Below are 17,573 nucleotides of genomic sequence, written 5' to 3' on the forward strand. Positions count from 1 at the left end.
AATAATACCACAAATCTAGGAAACGAAAACGCCCGATCGAGCGTCGAGATTCCTGAGCAAGTATATTGTGAATGATTAATTGATTTTTCACTACCCACCTCAGCTTTTACATCCCACAGGCGAATGAATATACTATCAAAAAAATACATTTCTGCAATTTTGTTGACCGTGGAGTTGACAAGTCTTTCTAGCTGTGCTAGCCAAACCGGAGTAAGTGCCCCGATCGCCGAAGCCCACACGATCGCCCAGCGTCTAGTCTCTTCTGCAGTCGCCCAAAAGCCGAACAACCCGCAATTCGGCCAGCCGATCGACTGTACCCTAGGCAAAGACTGTTTTGTATTGCTGTATTTTGATCGAGAACCCGGCCCCACTGCCGTCGATTTTGGCTGCGGGCGCCAAACCTACGACGGGCACGACGGCACAGACTTTGCGATTCCCGACGCCAAAGCAATGGCAAAAGGAGTTCCAGTTATTGCCTCCGCAGCAGGCAAAGTTTTGCGATCGCGAGATGGTGTTGTCGATCGGCGTTTACAAAACGATACAGACAAAGCCGGCATCGCAGGCACAGAATGCGGCAACGGCATGGTAATCGACCACGGCGGTGGTTGGGAAGCCCAATACTGCCACCTCCGCAAAGGCAGCGTTGCCGTCAAACCGGGTACGCAGGTACAAAAAGGCACAGTTTTGGGCATGGTAGGGAACTCTGGGATGGCATCTTTCCCCCACGTACACGTAACTTTTCGCTATCAAGGCAAACCCGTAGATCCGTTTGTCGGGCCCGACGCGAAGGCAGGCTGCAATATCGCCCGCAATCCAATTTGGGACAAGCCTCTAGACTATATTTCCACAGGTTTAATTAGGGCCGGTTTTGCCAATAAGCCACCCGATATCAACGCTGTCTGGGAAGGACAATTTTCCGAGACTAAACTCCCTGCAAACAGTCCAGCTTTGTTGTTTTGGGTGCAAAGTTACGGAGTGCTCAAGGGCGATCGCGAACAATACAAATTATTTGCACCCAACGGCACAACCATCGCTGACCAGACCAATGAAATTAAAGCCCCCAGCCGCACTTGGTTGGGTTATGTCGGCAAAAGAAACAGTACAAATTCTCCTCTGACTCCCGGAGTTTGGCGGGCCGAATATCGGTTGACGCGGGGCGATCGAGTTTTAGCAGAAGTCAAGCGAGAAGTTGAGTTGCGGTAGTCAGTTGACTGTTGACTGTTAACTGTTGTCAGTAGGGAACAGTAAAAGCTATTAAAAATAGGACATTCTTCCGAAGATTATTTCAGCAGCCAGCCAAATAATTCTCCGACACTCAACCGCAGTTCGTTAGCGAAGGACGGCACAGGTAGCAGCATTTCTGGTTCATCAAATACTGCTGTCTGTTGCTGGGGAACATAAACAAAAACGCATTGTTCGTCGGGATCGATCAGCCAGCCCATTTGAGTTTGATGATTTAAGCAGTGCAGAATATTTTTAGTAACTTTAGTTTGACTTTGGTCAGGCGACAAAATCTCAATTGTCCAATCAGGAGCTATGGGAAAGACATTAGCAATTTCGCCGTTATCATCGGCGGGAATTCTGTTCCAGACAAATACTGAAACATCAGGCACTGTTGACCTTCCGCCAAAGGTACACCGGAGTTCGGGAAATGCTCGTGCAACTTTTTTGGGTTTTAATATAGCGTTAATGAAAATAATTAGTTCACATTGAGTCGCACTGTGTTTCCCCTGTGGCATTGGCTTCTGAATAATTTGATTGTCAATGTATTCGCTGGCAGGTTTGGTTTCGGGTAGTTGGAGAAACTCTTCTAAAGTTAAGGATTTTAATCTTGTTTGTACCATTTTAAGTTCACCTCTAATGAAGTAGATCTTTTAGCAGCAGTCGAGTCTAAGGTAAATTGTTCCAAGCTTGAGCCACAATGTCGCTCAGCCATAGCCTCTGAGCAAAATCGAGCAGATTGTCGTCCGCGAGTACCTCAGCCTTTAATTCATCCAAAGACTGAGAGCGCGATCGAGCTATTTGGATCACACCCGCGATCGCCGACGCCACCAATTCTTCATTCAGTGGCTGCTGTCGCAAAGCAATCATTTCTTGAGGATTCGTAGGAATGGGATAATTCATAGAAGTGCATACCGAAAGGAGTAGATATTCAGCCACTGCGCCCCCACCAAGAGCAAGAGCGATCTAAAACCTAAAAATCTGAGAACATTGTAAACTTATTTAAAACTCAATAAGTATTCGGGAGTATAGCCTACTTTGCTCCCTTGTCAACTCCCCCATCTTTATTAATTTATTCAGAATTGAGAGCCTAATCATGCAAGAAATTCTTTATCTAGAAGTCCCGACACCGGATACAGCAGCCGTCTGCACTTGGTTGCAGCACGAATTCGATCCCGGAATCGGAGAAAAAATTATTACTGCTGACGGCTTTCGCCTGCTTTCACCAGCCACAACAGCCGAGGTTCTGAAGTCTGGAACTCAAAATGCCAATCCAAAACCCGCATTGGCTGACACCAATTCAGGAAACCAAAATTGGCGATCGACAGAACTTTCCACCTTTGTCTGGTCACTGCAACGCACCACTTATTTAAAAGTCTTTCGTCTAGAAGAGGCGCCTGCGGGAGAAAAAAAGTTCCTGGAAGCTCTGAATCTTGCTGTGAGAAACAAGTTTCCCGATCGCTACCGGGAACCCCCTGTCATAGACCTCTCCAAACAGTCAATTTTTGAGGCTCTTGCCCCCTATTACCCCTTGACCGTCAAATACTTCCAAAAAATGCCTCAAGGCGAATACGACCTCAAGCGCGTCTACTGGTGGGAGCAACGTTGGCGCGAAGGCACTCGCAATCCCCAAAAGCCAAAACAAGTAGTGTTTTTGAAGGAAGAGGGAACAGGAAAGAAGGAAGAGGAAACAGGGAAAAAGGCAGAAGACACGATTTTGGTGTCGGATTCTGGCGATACTTTTTATGACTTAATTTATATTGGCGGGGCCTTGGGAGTGATTCACGCCGCAGTCATGGCGAGATTGGGCTACCGGGTGCTGCTAGTTGAGCGAATGCCTTTCGGGCGGATGAATCGCGAGTGGAATATTTCGCGCGAGGAAATTCAAAGCTTAATTGATTTGGGTTTATTTACTGCTGCAGAAATAGAAACTTTGATTGCCAGAGAATACAAAGATGGCTACAACAAGTTTTTTGATGCTAACAATCCGCCTGTTGCTAAAGCGCCAGTTCTGCACACACCAAAGGTACTCAATGTAGCTTTGGACGGGGAGAAATTGCTGAATTTAGCAGGAGTTAAGCTAACAGAAGCTGGTGGAGAAATCTGGGACGAAACTGAGTTTATCAGAGCCGATGTTGAAGCAGAAAAAGTAGTATTTCAAGGCCGTCACTTGCCGACAAAAGCCGATCGCACTGCATTAGGACGGCTGCTGGTGGATGCAATGGGTTCGGCTTCTCCCATCGCTTGGCAATTGAACGAAGGGCGGACTTTTGACAGCGTTTGTCCGACAGTGGGTGCAGTCATCGACGCAGGATTTGAGCCGGGAGTATGGGATTCCGAGTACGGGGATGTGCTCTACACTCACGGGGACATTTCCCGCGGGCGGCAGCTCATCTGGGAGTTGTTTCCGGGCGCCGGCACAGAACTGACAGTTTATCTATTTCACTACCACCAAGTACATCCAGAGAATCCAGGTTCTTTGCTGGAAATGTACGAGGATTTTTTCGCAATTTTGCCGGAATACCGCCGCTGCGATGTCGATAAATTGGTGTGGAAAAAACCGACCTTTGGTTATATTCCGGGGCATTTTAGCAGCAACAGCGGAGATCGCTCCGTGGCGATCGATCGCCTAGTCTCGATCGGCGACGCAGCATCCCTGCAATCTCCCCTCGTTTTCACCGGCTTCGGCTCTCTTGTCCGCAATCTTTTCCGCTTAACAGACCTTTTGGATACTGCTTTAAAGCACAATTTGTTGACGGCAAATCACTTAAACCAAATTCGCGCCTACCAGAGCAATGTTTCAGTAACTTGGCTATTTTCTAAAGGTATGATGGTTCCTACCGGCAGCAGTTTGCCGCCTCAAAGAATTAATTCAATTCTTAATACCTTTTTCGGTATTTTGGCCGGACAAAAACTCACCGTAGCCGAAACTTTTATTAAAGACAGAATCGACTGGCTAACTTTCAATCGACTGGCGCTCGAAGCAGCCGGAAAAAACCCTTCTCTCCTCTTGTGGATTTTAGATTTTGTCACATTGGGGGATATTTGGCGCTGGCTGGGAAGTTACGTGAATTTTACTCTGCTGGCTGTGGCCAGTTTGCTGTTCGGATGGCTTCCCAGCTTCGCTCGCAGGGTACAACCTTGGTTGGAACCCCGATATCCGGCTGTTTGGCTGTGGCTGTTGGCTACCAGCTATGCTCTCACCTACGGCATGGGAAAGGGCAGAAAAGAGTGTTGAGTTTTGAGTTAAAACTCAACACTAGCAACTTCAGTTCGCTATCGAAAACTCGGCAATTCAATTTCAGCTAGCGATCGACGTTTTTTAGAAGCCCGCAGCGGACTGGCAATCAAGCTCAGCCAGTCTGGTTGGGCAACTCCTGTAGGTTTTGCCACACTCGATCGCACTTCTTGAATGCCAAAGGTTTCAACAGAGTTCAAAATTTGAAAAGCCCTGGCCAATTCTTGGGCGTCCACTTTGGTAGCAGTTTCTGGTTCAGACTCAGCCATCGGCTGCTCAGGTTCCGCAACCGGTTCTGCCAAGTCAGTTGCCGGCTCATCAGGTTGGTAGGTTTCGCTCTTCTGCAATTGAATGCCGGATACTTCGGCTAATTTGTGGAGTTCCAGATTGGCTGGGGCTTCAGGCTCGATCGCCTCGGCAGCAGCGGCTACCTCTGGAAGCCCTTCTGATTCCGACCAAGGTTGGACAGGGGAAGCGTTGAAGGCTGGCGGCACCGGCATCTGAGAGCTTTTGACCGCCGCGAGCAAAGATTCTAATTGTGCGCTGGCGGTTTCCAGATTATTGTCAGGCGGCTCGATCCTCGGCGACTTTACCTGCGGCCTGTCCAAACTTCTTTCCAAGGCAGCTTTGAATTGCAGAGTGTGGCGCTGCTGTCGGTGCAAGCGGGCTCGTAATTCCCTGCAAATATTTTCTGTGGCTACTAACTGGTGTAACTGTTCGTTGTAACGCTGCACAGTAGACGCACATTCTCGCTCAACAGTCGCTAGCCTGACTTGGCTGGTTGCCAACTGAGTTCTTAATTTTTCGACTAAAATTTCTTGACTTTGGAGGGTTTCATGGGAAACTTCCACTTTCCCAAACAGCCGCGTCAATTGTTCTTGAGTATTTTCGAGTTCTGCAGTCCGCTGTTCTAGCAAAGCTTCGCGATTCTGCAAGGTTTTTTGGGACTCTTCGAGAGCTGTTTCTAGCTGGGCGATGCGCTGTAAAAGATCGCGGTTGCATTCGTGCAGCGCTTGCATTAGGGTGACTGGGGTCGATCCTTTGCCCTTGGCCTGTTCGGCATTCCCAAGCATATTTTTTAGACTCTCTGAAATCGGGGGCGAGCCCGCCTCCGCCGGCTGTGTCGGAGATTGCGAATTTTTTGTTTCCGGTTTTGTGGGAATTGCATCTACGCTGATGGCGTTGGGAAAATCTACTGTTTGCCAGTCTTCTGCTGGCTGTTGGGGAACCGTTGTGGGAGTGGCTGTCGCATCGGGGGCGATCGGCTCAAAACCCCCAGCAGCAGCAAAATCTGAGTGCAATGGTTCGGTATCGGATGGAACAGCAGGGTGCGGTTGGTGCTGATGGGCTCGAAGATCAGCTTCTGACATGGCTTTTTATCCCAATACTCACAGGGTCTCAGATACAGTCTATCCTTAGAGATTCTCCAGAAGGAAGCCCCTAAGTGATAGTTTTTGGCATTTTTCCGATTTTTTGGGACAATAACCTCTGAATCGAGTGGCGCGATCGAACTACAACCCGAACTCAAATTCAGGCGTAAGATGCGCCTATGAGCACCCTACAGACGTGAGTTTTGGGTCCAGAGTCCTATCAAAATAATTTTTCCTGATGTCTAACGCGCTGTTTCGGTATGCGTGCGATCGCCTAAGCTTTAACAACTGCAAAATGTTTGTCAATGATTGCTGGAACTTCTGCCGGTGCAATGCGACTGTAGCGAGTTCTGTCCGGCATCACAACATTTGGGCCGGCTTTGCACTGTTTAAGACATCCGGTTCCCTGAACTGTCACTTTGTCTTCTAAACCGCGCGAATTCAAAGCATTTTCTAAAGCTTTACAGACTCCTCCAGCGCCCCGCTTCAGGCAGTCCGATTTTTGACATACTAATATTTTGGTTTGGGTTTTTGCTGGAGCTTTTACAGTTTGAGCGGCTGCGCCAGAGGTGACTTGGGTTTTGGCAATAGCGCGATCGTCCGATGTCAATACCGCAACAGGCCCATTGGTGGAGTCCAGGTGTTCGTGCGATCGATAGTTGTGACCCTGAGCCAGCTTGAGGCTACGAGCTTTAAGTTTTATTTTACCGTTTTTCAAATTGAGTTCTTTCTCACCTACAACTTGAACTCTCAACCCCGGTGTCAAAATAGGCGACAGAAAGGCCCGCAATTCCTTGCCAAGTTTAACAAGATATTCTACTCCGCGATCGTTGCTAATTCGCAAATATTTAAGTTTGCAGCCATCTTCAATGATCAGGCCGAGGATTTCTCCCTCTAAGTTGAATTCGGAAACTTGCTTGCCAGATTTATACATTGTTATAACTCCTTGAAATCAGTTACATCCGTTACATCTTCTACACTGTTCGTTGCCGAACTTCCTTCTACCTTTAGCCCCTTTGCCAGCAGTATTCCAGCCACTGCACCAGTTCGTATCGAGGGGCACTGACTTGCCTCAACACGCTCATTAACTGAGCCGCTTGTTTAACAGTGTTGACTTTTGCCCGCAAAGGTTGGTCAACCGCACACCAGCAGGGAATTTCTAGTTCTTGCAAGCGTTTGTAAACTTGCCACCTATCTAGCCAACTAACTTGCACAATGTCACAAACTTCTAATTCTGGATCTGCTGGATTCATTTTTTAACAACAGTAATAATTTGCATTAATTTTTACCCTGACTGGTAGCGGGTAGAAGTTAAAAGCCAGATTTCAGCAGAACATCAAAGATGATCAAAAGCCCTTCCTGAAAAATTCTGCCTTTGCCCTCTGCCTTCTGCCTTCAGAAGGTTCGCCCCACTTTCAGGAAGCGTTCAGAACGAGGATCTTGTTCCAGCATAACCCAACTGCTAATAATTCTCAATAGGTTTAGAAAAAAAAATTCCTACTCTACAAAATATTCCACTATTGAGGCAGACTCTGCTTGACTGGTAAATTTACGGTGCTAGACTGACTCTATTGGCAACAAAACTGCCTATTGAGAGGAGAACACACATGGCCCAGACTCAGAGTGCATTGAGACCATTTGGCCACATAGCCGAAAACCCAGTTCTACTGGAACATTCAGTCACAGCACCGATTTGTGAAGGGATGAACGCGCTGCTGGCCAGTTTTCAGGCTTTATACCTGCAATATCAAAAACATCATTTTGTGGTGGAAGGGGCAGAATTCTACTCCTTGCACCAATTCTTTCAAGAAAGCTACGGAGAAGCTCAAGATAGCGTCCACGAGTTGGGCGAACGGTTGAACGGATTGGGCGGCATACCAGCAGCTAGCTTTAGCAAATTAGCCGAGCTGTGCTGTTTCGAGCCGGAAGCCGACGGCGTATATTCCTGTCGCCAAATGCTAGAACACGATTTAATTGCAGAGCAAGCTATCCTAGGTTTGCTGCGGCGTCAAGCAGGACAAGCTGAAAGTTTGGGCGATCGAGCTACGCGCTACCTCTACGAAAAAATCCTGCTAAAAACAGAAGAGCGAGCTTATCACATTTCTCACTTCCTCGCCCCCGATACCTTAGTGCAGTTGAACTTGAACTAACAATTCTTCTTCCCCCTCTTCCTTCGCGCCCTTAGCGCCTTCGCGGTTCGTTATCTTAGATCAAAAAAAAGCGGGCAGTCACAAAACTGCCCGCTTTTTTTATACAAAGTGCGTTTATCTGCCCGGAATTAAGGCGCTAAAGCATTGCCGCGCAACAAGCTACCAATGGTTTTGGCGGTAATCTTCATCTGAATGAAGGGATTAGCCGGTACTACTGTCTTATACAAATAGCTATCGAATGTGAGCTTCTGCACATCGCGATCGGCACACATTTCCACAAAAGCTTCGCGAGTAGCGTCGGAACGGTAAAACACGCGCTGCAAAATGTCCAGAACTTTGTAAGTAATGCCGTAGGCTTTATCCCACCGCTTCAGATAAAGCTTGATTTCCTCTTCAGTAGGAATGCGCGCGCCTTTGTTGGAAATCTCCACAATAGTTTCGGCGCACATCCGGCCAGACTTGGCGGCAAAATAGATACCTTCGCCAGAAGACTTGGTAACGTAACCTGCAGCATCGCCTACGAGAGCAACTCGGCCGACAACCCGGCGGGGACGCGGATGTTCCGGGATGGGGTGAGCTTCCACTTTAATAATCTCACCGCCCATCAGTTTTTTGGCAGCGCGGGCGCGGACGCCTGCTTGCAGCTTTTTGATGCTGGCTTGATTGACTTTCATCGTGCCGGTACCGACGGCTACGTGGTCGTATTTGGGGAACACCCAAGCGTAGAAGTCGGTAGATACGTCGTCGCCGACGTACATTTCGGCTAAGTCTTGGTAGTAAGCCATTTTATCTTCCGGCAGGCGGATGCGTTCTTGGAAGGCGATCGCATAATTGTAGTCGCCAGCGTCGATCGCCTTTGCTACGCGAGAGTTAGCGCCGTCAGCCCCAATTACCAAATCGACTTTCAGAGTTTTCTGAGTTCCCACAGCGGTACCGTTGGAGTGGTCGGCATAGTGGAGTGTATAGGGGTCAGTATTATTGGCGGGAATCTCTAATGTGTGAACGGTGCCGTTAATCAGTTTCGCACCCAAGGAAGCCGCGCGATCGCGCATGAAGCCATCGAGCACTTCGCGGCGGCACATACCGATGTATTCGTGGGCGTTTTCAATATTGATGTCCACCTCGACGTTGGAGGGGGAGATCATTTTCATTTTTCTGACTTGGCGGTCAATAATACTTTGCGGCAAGTCAAATTCGCTGACCATGCACAGGGGAATCGCCCCACCGCAGGGTTTGGCGTTGTCTAATTTACGCTCGAATAGGTATGTTTCGATGCCTGCTTTTACCAATGTTTCGGCGGCGGAAGAACCCGCAGGGCCTGAACCTACTACTGCAACCCTTAGTGTCAAAGCTTTTCTCTCCAGTTTTTTTCTATAGGCATTACTCAGGTGTGATGGTATCACGGACTTGGGATGCGGTGGGGTGAAGCAGGGGAGATTTCAATGAAATGAAACAGAGCTTAACAGTTCGATACGAAAATGGTCATCGGGCGAAGGTTCGGGCGCGGGGAATTTTTGAGCTGTTGGTTGTAGTTTTTAGCAGGAAGGAATTATCTAACGTATGGGAAACCAATGCAAACGCCTATCTTTGATGCAGCCCTCCGACACTTAGCTGTAGCTTCTATTAGCGGATACCAGAAACACATCTCGCCTATAAAAGGGTTTTCTTGCGCTCACCGAGTGCTGTACGGGGGGGAGTCTTGCTCGCAGTATATCAAGGGCGCGATCGCCAAATTGGGCTTGTTTGGGGCAATCAAAGCATCGCGCCGCCGGTTTGCGGCTTGCAAGCGCGCGAATCAAATCTTGAAAGCCCGCTTTAGCAGTGAATCTGGCAGTGAAGACTCCAATTTCGAGGGTAACGATGAACCAAAATCCGATCGACCAAAATCTCAGGGGAAAACTCCTCGCAGAAGCTCTCAGGGTGAAAATTACTGTATTGAAGGGCTAGATTGTGGAATCTCGGAATGTTTTTCGGGACTCGATTGTAGCAGCGCGGATTGTTCTGGAGTCGATTGTGGCAGCGCGGATTGTTCTGGGCTCGATTGTGGCAGCGCGGATTGTTCTGGGCTCGATTGTGGCAGCGCGGATAGTGGCAGTTGTTTCTAGTTTTACTCCCCAACCGCTCTCCAAATAGGTAAATTTTTTTTACTATAATGTAGGGGAATTTTCAGAGGGTGCGATCGCCACTGTCGATCGAACTCGGTGCAATTACGTTACATTTAAGTTACGTTAAGCTCCTATATAAAATTTCAAATTGCTATGCTAGGTAATTTTCAACAAAGCCAATTGCGGATTGAGGTTGAAGCTTCGGAGACTGTGATTCGAGACAGTTTGCTGCGTCCTGTGCAGTTGCAGCAGTGGCTGTGGCCTCAGCAGTTTTCTAAGGGTTTGCCGGAAATGCTCGATCGAGAATTGACTTTCACGAGTTGGATAGGGCCCGTAGCGGTGCAGCACTATGTGGACATTGCAGAGTCAAATTGTCTGCGGCTGTTATTGAGTCAGGGAATTGACGGATTTCACGAGTGGTATTGGGGCGACGGTTGGGTGCAGTCTCGGTTAGAGGGAGTGTCGCTGCTGCCGCTGAATTTGGGGCAAACCGCTAGTTTACTGCGGCTGCGTGAGTTTGTTGCGGGGAAGGGTAAGGGGAAGTAGGGCAATTACTCTCCAAAATCATTAGAACAAAGTCCGGTAGTCCTGCATAGCAAGGCAAAATCCTAAACACTTTTAGGGGTAAAGAATCGTTGTAATGATGGATAAAATACCAGAAGGCACCTCCATTATTGGAGATATTTATAGATAGATACATGAGCCAGAATCCAGAATGGATTCTGTGCGACACGATGGAGAATCGAGGTTTAAAGCCCCCAATTTTAATTGTGGAGCACAAAAAATTTTTTCCGTGACTGTTACCCCTGACTTCAGGCATGGGGTATTTTGAATTCTGAATTGTGAATTCTGTCTTCTGACTTCTTCTCATCAAACGAGATATCCTTTGCTGAAGGGTGTTATTGAATCTTTCTATATCAGAAGTTTTTCCCGTATCTTTCCCCAGAGATTTGTGTCGCTGGGGAAGGATTTTTTTTTAGAGCCTGCCCAAAAATCTGTATAATAGGCGGCACATTGTCTGTCAACTACTGGGAGGGAATCTCAAAAACCTTTAGCACCCATTTGAACTCGACTTCCTATTTACACCCCGAATTTTTTTTGGTTAAAGCATCAATTGCCAGCTCTTTCCACTGCTTGTTCCCCTTATTGCCTACAAACGACTACATTTCATTACGTTGGATCGTTAGCTTGCCTTGGTTTTTTGACTTTACTTGAACTTTCCGGGGGACTGATGCTAATTGTTGAAAAACACATAGTATTGGAACCAGCGGAGGCGCCCTCGTGACTTTGACAATCGCGACTCAAGATATTTTTTCTAATAAAAGCTGATCTCTCAATTTTTTTGTTTGTTCTGAAATTCTTGGATGTCTGGGATTTTAAACAAACTGCCTGTGACAATATATAAATTTAAAGTTTGGCTTAGCGCTGGGGGTGGGACAATTTTTAACTATGTTTGGAGAACCGAAACGGCGACAATTCATGGAGTTGAGAATTAACAAGGGTTAGATACGTCGCATTATAACTCCTTACCCTTACTCTGCCAGACTGCCTGAAAGCCACTTCGCTGCCGAAAAACTAAGAGTGTGTTATAAAAACATAATTTGTTCCTTTCTAAAGCGCTATTCTCGACACAACGAACCCGGTGTGTTTTGACAGGGCGTTAATTTTTACCAGAAAAATAAATAATATGCTCTCCATTCCAGGCATTGCCGTCGTGACACTTCTCTATGAAAGTGCCAACTCTCTGGTTTACCGGGCCATTCGGGAAGCAGATCAGCAACCGCTCATCATCAAACTTCTCAAAGAGAGCTACCCCACACCTCAAGAATTGCTACGCTACCGCACCGAATACCGCATCACCCAAGAGCTGAAAGAGGTGGGAGTGGTGCGAGTCTATGACTTGCAAAAATACCAAAACAGCCTCGTGATGTTGGTAGAGGACTTTGGTGGCGAATCCTTGAAAATATGGATGCAGCAGCGAAAGTTTAGCCTCAAGGAGTTTCTACAAATTGCGATCGCCACCACTGAAACTTTAGGGCAAATTCACAGCGCCAATATTATCCACAAAGATATTAACACTTCTAATATAGTATTCAATCCAGCGACCGGACAGCTCAAAATTATCGACTTTGGCATTTCTACTCAGCTAACGCGAGAAAGGCCGAGCCTGAAAAACCCCAACATTTTAGAAGGCACTCTCGCCTACATCTCGCCGGAACAAACTGGTAGGATGAATCGCTCTATCGATTACCGCACTGACTTTTACTCCCTCGGCGTCACCTTCTACGAATTGCTGACAGGAAAACTCCCTTTTGAGACAGAAGACGCTTTAGAGCTAGTTCACTGCCACATTGCCAGACAGCCAGTTCCACCACACGAAATCAAGCCAGAAATTCCCCTAATTGTCTCGCAGATTGTCAGTAAATTGATGGCGAAGAACGCAGAAAATCGCTATCAAACTGCATTGGGCCTCAAGCAGGATTTAGAAATGTGTCTGGTTCAATTACAAGAAACTGATAGCATAGAAGAATTTGACTTGGGAACGCTGGATCTTACAGATCATTTCCTAATTCCCGAAAAATTATACGGTAGAGAAACAGAAGTTTTTCATCTATTAACTGCCTTTGAACGAGTTCGTAATGCCAATGCCGAAATGATGCTAGTAGCTGGCTTTTCGGGGATTGGTAAAACCGCAGTAGTGAATGAAGTGCATAAGCCGATCGCCCGACAGCGTGGCTATTTTATCAAAGGCAAATACGACCAATTTCAACGTAATATTCCTTTCAGTGCATTTGTGCAAGCATTTCGGGAATTGATGGGACAATTATTATCAGAAAGTGACGCTCAGTTACACAGATGGAAAACTCTAATTCTCACCGCAGTAGGCGAGAGTGGGCAAGTCTTGATTGATGTAATTCCTGAATTAGAACGCATCATTGGCGCTCAACCGGCTGCCGTAGAATTGTCGGGGAGTGCCGCCCAAAATCGCTTCAATCTGCTGATGCAGAAATTTGTGCAAGTATTTACCCAAGCAGAACATCCCTTAGTAATGTTTCTAGACGATTTGCAGTGGGCAGATTCGGCATCGCTGAAATTGCTACAACTGTTGATGGAGGATACGGGGCATCTGTTAGTATTGGGTGCTTATCGGGATAATGAGGTATCACCAGCTCATCCGTTTATGTTGACGGTGGATGAGATTGTGAAGTCTGGAGCAGTGGTGAATACGATTACCCTGCAACCGTTGAGTTTAGCAGATCTCAATCAGTTGGTAGCAGATACGCTGATTTGCGATTTATCTTTAGCCGGCCCCCTGACAGAATTGGTTTATCAAAAAACCCAAGGTAATCCCTTTTTCTCGACTCAATTCCTCAAGGCATTGTATGAAGATGGTCAAATTATTTTTAACCCCCCTCAATCCCCTCTTAGTAAGGGGGGCAGCAAAGGGGGGTGGCAGTGCGATATTAATCAAGTTAAATTTGCCGACGCCTCTGATGTGGTGGAGTTTATGGCGGCGCAATTGCAGAAGTTGCCTGCCGAAACTCAGGATGTTCTCAAACTTGCTGCGTGCATTGGGGCGCAGTTTGATTTAGAGACATTGGCAATAGTCAGCGAAGAATTACCACAACAAACGGAATCAGCGCTGTGGAAAGCCTTGCAAGAAGGACTCATTTTAGTGATTTCAGAAGCTTATCACTTCATTCAAGCAGATGCTCAATCCTCTACTGAGTCTGTGACTAATCCTACTTATAAGTTCCTGCACGATCGCGTCCAGCAAGCGGCTTATTCATTGATTCCAAACGACCAAAAACAAGCCACTCATCTAAAAATAGGACAGTTGCTGCTACAAAGTTCTTCCGAGATAGAAACAGAAGAAAAAATCTTTGATATTGTGGGGCATTTAAATCAAGGAATTGAGTTAATCCATACATTAAGTGAACGCTCAGCCTTAGCCCAACTCAACTTAGAAGCTGGACATAAGGCTAGAAATTCTACCGCCTACGCTGCTGCAAATATCTATCTACAAACGGGAATTGATCTACTGACACCTCAATGCTGGCAAACTCAATATGAATTGGCGCTAAATCTTTATGTTGCTGGGGCTGAAATTGCCTATTTAAATGGTGACTTTGATGGTATGGAACTGATGGCTTCACTGGTTTTGCAAGAAGCCCAAACAATTTTAGATCGAGTTAAAATTTACGAAATTAAAATTGCGGCTCAGACAGCCCAGAGCAAGGTGTTAGAAACGATCGCAGTAGCAAGAGACGCACTCTTACGATTGGGGATTGAACTCCCTGCGGAACCTGATGAAGCCAAGATTGGCAAAGCACTACAAGCCCTTGCGGGCCAACTAAGCGGCAGAAAGATTGAGGAATTGGTTGACTTACCTGTGATGACAAATCCACAGACTCAGGCAGCTATGCAACTGTCTGGTATGTTGTTTCCACCCATTTTCCAGGGAATGCCCGGTTTGCTGCCCCTGCTTAGCTCCACGATGGTGAGTTTATCGCTCTCCTTTGGGAATGCACCCGCATCGACGGTGGGGTATGCGATGCACGGAATGGTGTTATGTGCCTTTTTACAAGAGGTGGAAACGGGCTATGACTTTGGGCAATTGGCACTCTCATTGCTGGATAGGTTCAATGTACCCGAATTCAAGTCCACAGTTCTACTTTTGTTTGGTGGTTGGATTCAGCATCGCCAAGAATCTCTCTTGGCAACGATACCGACGCTGAAAGAGGGCTATAGGTTGGGCATGGAAACTGGCGACTTTGTAGACGCTGGCTACAACATATATATTTGTTTTTATACTTATTTATTCGCTGGGGTAGAACTAGACTCTTGGGAAGCAGAAATAGCAGGTTACAGGGCTGTCATGGCACAGTTGAAACAATATTCGGCTCGGGTTTATTTGGATATGATTCAGCAGACGGTGCAAAATTTGAGGGAAACCCGTATTCGGCCGGATTTGTTAATAGGCTCTGCCTACGATGAAACGGTGATGATTCCCAAGCACTATCAGGATAATGAATTCACGGCGATCGCCTGTGCCTGCATCTACAAACTGCTGCTTGCTTACTGCTATGGGAATTATACGGCTGCCCTAGACCACATTTCCCAAGTCAAACAGTATTTGATGGGAGTATCTGGATCAGCTTTTGTTCCAATTTTTAATTTTTATGCCGCCCTGACGCACCTGGCACTTTTTCCCGCACAGCCAGCCCTTGAGCAAACTGAAATTATTTCCTTAGTGGAAACCCATCAAAGCACGCTGCAACAGTGGGCACAAAATGCTCCCATGAATTATCTGCATAAATGGTATTTAGTGGAAGCAGAACGGCAACGGGTGTTGGGTAATAAAGCCGAGGCGATTGAAATGTACGATCGCGCCATTTCTGGAGCCAAAGAAAACAAATATGTTAATGACGAAGCCCTGGCAAACGAACTAGCAGCCAAATTCTACGGGGAATGGGGCAAAACAAAAGTTGCTCAAGCATACATATTTGAGGCATATTATTGTTATGTTGAATGGGGAGCCACTGCTAAGGTAACGGATTTAGAAACGCGATATCCCCACTTATTTGCGGTAACTCAAACGGGCAGAAAAACCACTCAAACAACCGTAGCAATGACAACAACTGGTTCGGGGAATCACCTAGATATCACCGCAGTTATGAAGGCTTCTCAGGCGATTTCTGGAGAAATTATGCTAGATAAGCTACTGTCTAGCTTGATGAAAATTTTGATGGAAAATGCCGGGGCGCAAAAGGGTTATCTGATTTTGTTAAGCCAGGGACAACTGTTCATTGAAGCTGAAGGAACAATCGATGACGAACTCGTCACGGTGTTGCAGTCAATCCCCGTTGAAACCTGTCAAGACCTTTCCTGGGCAATTGTCAATTATGTTAGCCGCACTCAAGAAAGTGTGGTACTAGATGATGCTGCCCGATCGGGACAATTTACCAACGACGCCCACATCCGAAAGAATCAGCCAAAATCAATTTTATGTGTGCCGCTGATTAACCAATCTCAAATCATTAGTATTGTTTACTTAGAAAATAATCTGACAGCGGGAGCTTTTACCCCTGAAAGAGTGGAACTATTAAAAGTGTTATCTGGACAAGCGGCTATCTCTATTCAAAATTCTAAGCTTTATACAGAACTCCGCGAAAATGAAAGCAGGCTGGCTCAACTAAACAAAGCTTACGAGCGATTTATTCCCCATCAATTCCTCCAGTTTTTAGAGAAATCAAGCATCATTGATGTGGAATTGGGCGACCAAGTGCAGTTAGAAATGTCGGTGTTGTTTTCCGACATTCGCGACTTCACCACGCTTTCGGAAACTATGACGCCGGAGGATAATTTCAAATTTATCAATTCTTATCTTTCTCGCATGGAACCAGTCATTAATGAAAATAAGGGGTTTATCGACAAATATATTGGCGATGCGATTATGGCCCTGTTTAGCGGCGAGGCGGATAATGCGGTGAAAGCGGGAATTGCCATGCTGCACCGTCTCGCTGAATACAATGAATACTGCGCTAACGCTGGCTGTGCGCCGATTCAGATTGGGATTGGGATTAATACGGGTTCTTTGATGCTGGGAACTGTGGGAGGACCAAATCGCATGGACGGGACAGTTATCAGCGATGCGGTGAATTTAGCTTCTCGCGTAGAAAGTTTGACGAAAAATTATGGGGTGGCGCTATTAATTACCCAGCCAACTTATACGCGCCTCAAAAATCCATCCAAGTACGCAATCCGCACTCTCGATACGGTAAAAGTCAAGGGAAAATCCGAAGCTGTGACGATTTATGAGGTGTTTGATGCAGATCCACCAGAAATTAAACAGGCCAAGTTAGCTACCCTGGAATTGTTTGCAGAAGCTAGGGCACTTTACTCGGCAGGGAAGTTATTTGAAGCGGCGCGGCTTTTTGAAGAGTGTTGGCGTCAGAATCCGGGCGATCGCGTGGCTAAAATGTACTGGGAACGCTGTGAGTCTGCATTGGTGACTCGCACAAAAATCAAAGACAGGCTACACAATTTACATTAAGCGGTTGCTATACCTGAAAATCACAGCAAAAGTGCGATCGACTGTTGTGACACCCTATCCACTAGGCGATCGAAATGAGGTAGGTATGTTATTGCACTTTAGCGCTAAATCGCAACAACATACGAAGTCTAAAAAGTTACTAGCTGAACTATACTACTGGCAGTGACTCCTTTCAAGACAGCTAAATATTTCCCTGTTACCTGATATTGAATTATAGTATCGCTAACAAAAGCGCCGGTTCCTTGATAAATATTTAACTGGCTAAAAGCAAGGGGGCTAACTAAATCAATTTTGTCTTGATTGAGGGTAAAATCAGTAATCACATCAGCAGTGGCTAAGTCTGTTCCACCAGAATCGATCGCGATCGCAAACACATCATTTCCCAATCCGCCTGTGAGAGTGTCGGCACCCATTTCTCCAAATAAGTAATCA

Annotated in this window: 13 protein-coding genes; 6 read left to right on the top strand and 7 right to left on the bottom strand. The window is 46.5% G+C overall.

Going from position 1 to position 17,573, the window contains the following annotated elements:
• Window positions 1-123 precede the first annotated feature (123 nt).
• On the top strand, window positions 124-1,203 hold the full coding sequence (locus QUA40_RS13680) for a M23 family metallopeptidase (RefSeq protein WP_333126504.1): 1,080 nt from the start codon (window positions 124-126) through the stop codon (window positions 1,201-1,203).
• A 77-nt stretch (window positions 1,204-1,280) separates the two neighbouring features.
• Here the strand turns inward: QUA40_RS13680 and QUA40_RS13685 are convergent, their stop codons facing one another.
• Complete coding sequence (locus tag QUA40_RS13685; RefSeq protein WP_333126507.1) at window positions 1,281-1,844, bottom strand: Uma2 family endonuclease; 564 nt, start codon at window positions 1,842-1,844, stop codon at window positions 1,281-1,283.
• 46 nt (window positions 1,845-1,890) lie between these two features.
• The gene (locus tag QUA40_RS13690) at window positions 1,891-2,124 is read right to left on the bottom strand and encodes a hypothetical protein (RefSeq protein WP_190662685.1); all 234 of its coding nucleotides are present in this window, start codon (window positions 2,122-2,124) and stop codon (window positions 1,891-1,893) included.
• Between the two features lie 193 nt (window positions 2,125-2,317).
• On the opposite strand from QUA40_RS13690, the gene QUA40_RS13695 reads away from it, so the two are divergent.
• Window positions 2,318-4,459 carry a flavin-dependent dehydrogenase gene (locus QUA40_RS13695; protein WP_333126510.1) on the top strand — a complete coding sequence of 714 codons (2,142 nt, stop codon included), beginning with the start codon at window positions 2,318-2,320 and terminating at the stop codon, window positions 4,457-4,459.
• A gap of 38 nt (window positions 4,460-4,497) precedes the next feature.
• On the opposite strand, the gene QUA40_RS13700 is transcribed toward QUA40_RS13695, so the two are convergent.
• From QUA40_RS13700 to QUA40_RS13710, 3 genes are all read right to left on the bottom strand, one after another.
• Window positions 4,498-5,829, bottom strand: coding sequence for a hypothetical protein (locus QUA40_RS13700; RefSeq protein ID WP_333126513.1), 1,332 nt, complete (start codon window positions 5,827-5,829; stop codon window positions 4,498-4,500).
• Between the two features lie 274 nt (window positions 5,830-6,103).
• Window positions 6,104-6,763 (bottom strand): (2Fe-2S) ferredoxin domain-containing protein, encoded by a 660-nt coding sequence (locus QUA40_RS13705; protein WP_333126516.1) that lies wholly within the window; start codon window positions 6,761-6,763, stop codon window positions 6,104-6,106.
• 73 nt (window positions 6,764-6,836) lie between these two features.
• Complete coding sequence (locus tag QUA40_RS13710; RefSeq protein ID WP_333057709.1) at window positions 6,837-7,082, bottom strand: Asr1405/Asl0597 family protein; 246 nt, start codon at window positions 7,080-7,082, stop codon at window positions 6,837-6,839.
• Between the two features lie 354 nt (window positions 7,083-7,436).
• Between QUA40_RS13710 and QUA40_RS13715 the strand changes: the two genes are divergently transcribed.
• On the top strand, window positions 7,437-7,979 hold the full coding sequence (locus QUA40_RS13715) for a Dps family protein (protein WP_333126519.1): 543 nt from the start codon (window positions 7,437-7,439) through the stop codon (window positions 7,977-7,979).
• A gap of 128 nt (window positions 7,980-8,107) precedes the next feature.
• Here QUA40_RS13715 and chlP read toward each other — a convergent pair whose 3' ends face one another.
• Window positions 8,108-9,328 carry a geranylgeranyl reductase gene (gene chlP, locus QUA40_RS13720; protein ID WP_333050110.1) on the bottom strand — a complete coding sequence of 407 codons (1,221 nt, stop codon included), beginning with the start codon at window positions 9,326-9,328 and terminating at the stop codon, window positions 8,108-8,110.
• Window positions 9,329-9,550: 222 nt separating this feature from the next.
• Between chlP and yidD the strand changes: the two genes are divergently transcribed.
• The 3 genes from yidD to QUA40_RS13735 all read left to right on the top strand — a co-directional run bounded on the left by yidD (window position 9,551) and on the right by QUA40_RS13735 (window position 17,141).
• Entirely contained in the window at window positions 9,551-10,084 is a 534-nt protein-coding gene (yidD, locus tag QUA40_RS13725) for a membrane protein insertion efficiency factor YidD (protein WP_333126522.1), read from the top strand.
• Window positions 10,085-10,237: 153 nt separating this feature from the next.
• Window positions 10,238-10,630: a hypothetical protein gene (locus tag QUA40_RS13730; protein WP_333126525.1), complete on the top strand. Its 393-nt coding sequence runs from the start codon at window positions 10,238-10,240 to the stop codon at window positions 10,628-10,630.
• A 1,141-nt stretch (window positions 10,631-11,771) separates the two neighbouring features.
• Window positions 11,772-17,141, top strand: coding sequence for an AAA family ATPase (locus tag QUA40_RS13735; protein WP_333126528.1), 5,370 nt, complete (start codon window positions 11,772-11,774; stop codon window positions 17,139-17,141).
• Between the two features lie 128 nt (window positions 17,142-17,269).
• On the opposite strand, the gene QUA40_RS13740 is transcribed toward QUA40_RS13735, so the two are convergent.
• A partial coding sequence (locus QUA40_RS13740; protein ID WP_445301150.1) for a M10 family metallopeptidase C-terminal domain-containing protein occupies window positions 17,270-17,573 on the bottom strand: 304 nt, incomplete at its 5' end.

Source organism: Microcoleus sp. Pol11C3, from assembly GCF_036701485.1.
In the GTDB taxonomy this organism is placed as follows: Bacteria; Cyanobacteriota; Cyanobacteriia; order Cyanobacteriales; family Microcoleaceae; genus Microcoleus.

Coding starts and splice junctions, on each gene's coding strand:
- QUA40_RS13680 (WP_333126504.1), top strand. CDS start 124: ATGAATATACTATCAAAAAAATACATTTCTGCAATTTTGTTGACCGTG.
- QUA40_RS13685 (WP_333126507.1), bottom strand. CDS start 1,844: ATGGTACAAACAAGATTAAAATCCTTAACTTTAGAAGAGTTTCTCCAA.
- QUA40_RS13690 (WP_190662685.1), bottom strand. CDS start 2,124: ATGAATTATCCCATTCCTACGAATCCTCAAGAAATGATTGCTTTGCGA.
- QUA40_RS13695 (WP_333126510.1), top strand. CDS start 2,318: ATGCAAGAAATTCTTTATCTAGAAGTCCCGACACCGGATACAGCAGCC.
- QUA40_RS13700 (WP_333126513.1), bottom strand. CDS start 5,829: ATGTCAGAAGCTGATCTTCGAGCCCATCAGCACCAACCGCACCCTGCT.
- QUA40_RS13705 (WP_333126516.1), bottom strand. CDS start 6,763: ATGTATAAATCTGGCAAGCAAGTTTCCGAATTCAACTTAGAGGGAGAA.
- QUA40_RS13710 (WP_333057709.1), bottom strand. CDS start 7,082: ATGAATCCAGCAGATCCAGAATTAGAAGTTTGTGACATTGTGCAAGTT.
- QUA40_RS13715 (WP_333126519.1), top strand. CDS start 7,437: ATGGCCCAGACTCAGAGTGCATTGAGACCATTTGGCCACATAGCCGAA.
- yidD (WP_333126522.1), top strand. CDS start 9,551: ATGCAAACGCCTATCTTTGATGCAGCCCTCCGACACTTAGCTGTAGCT.
- QUA40_RS13730 (WP_333126525.1), top strand. CDS start 10,238: ATGCTAGGTAATTTTCAACAAAGCCAATTGCGGATTGAGGTTGAAGCT.
- QUA40_RS13735 (WP_333126528.1), top strand. CDS start 11,772: ATGCTCTCCATTCCAGGCATTGCCGTCGTGACACTTCTCTATGAAAGT.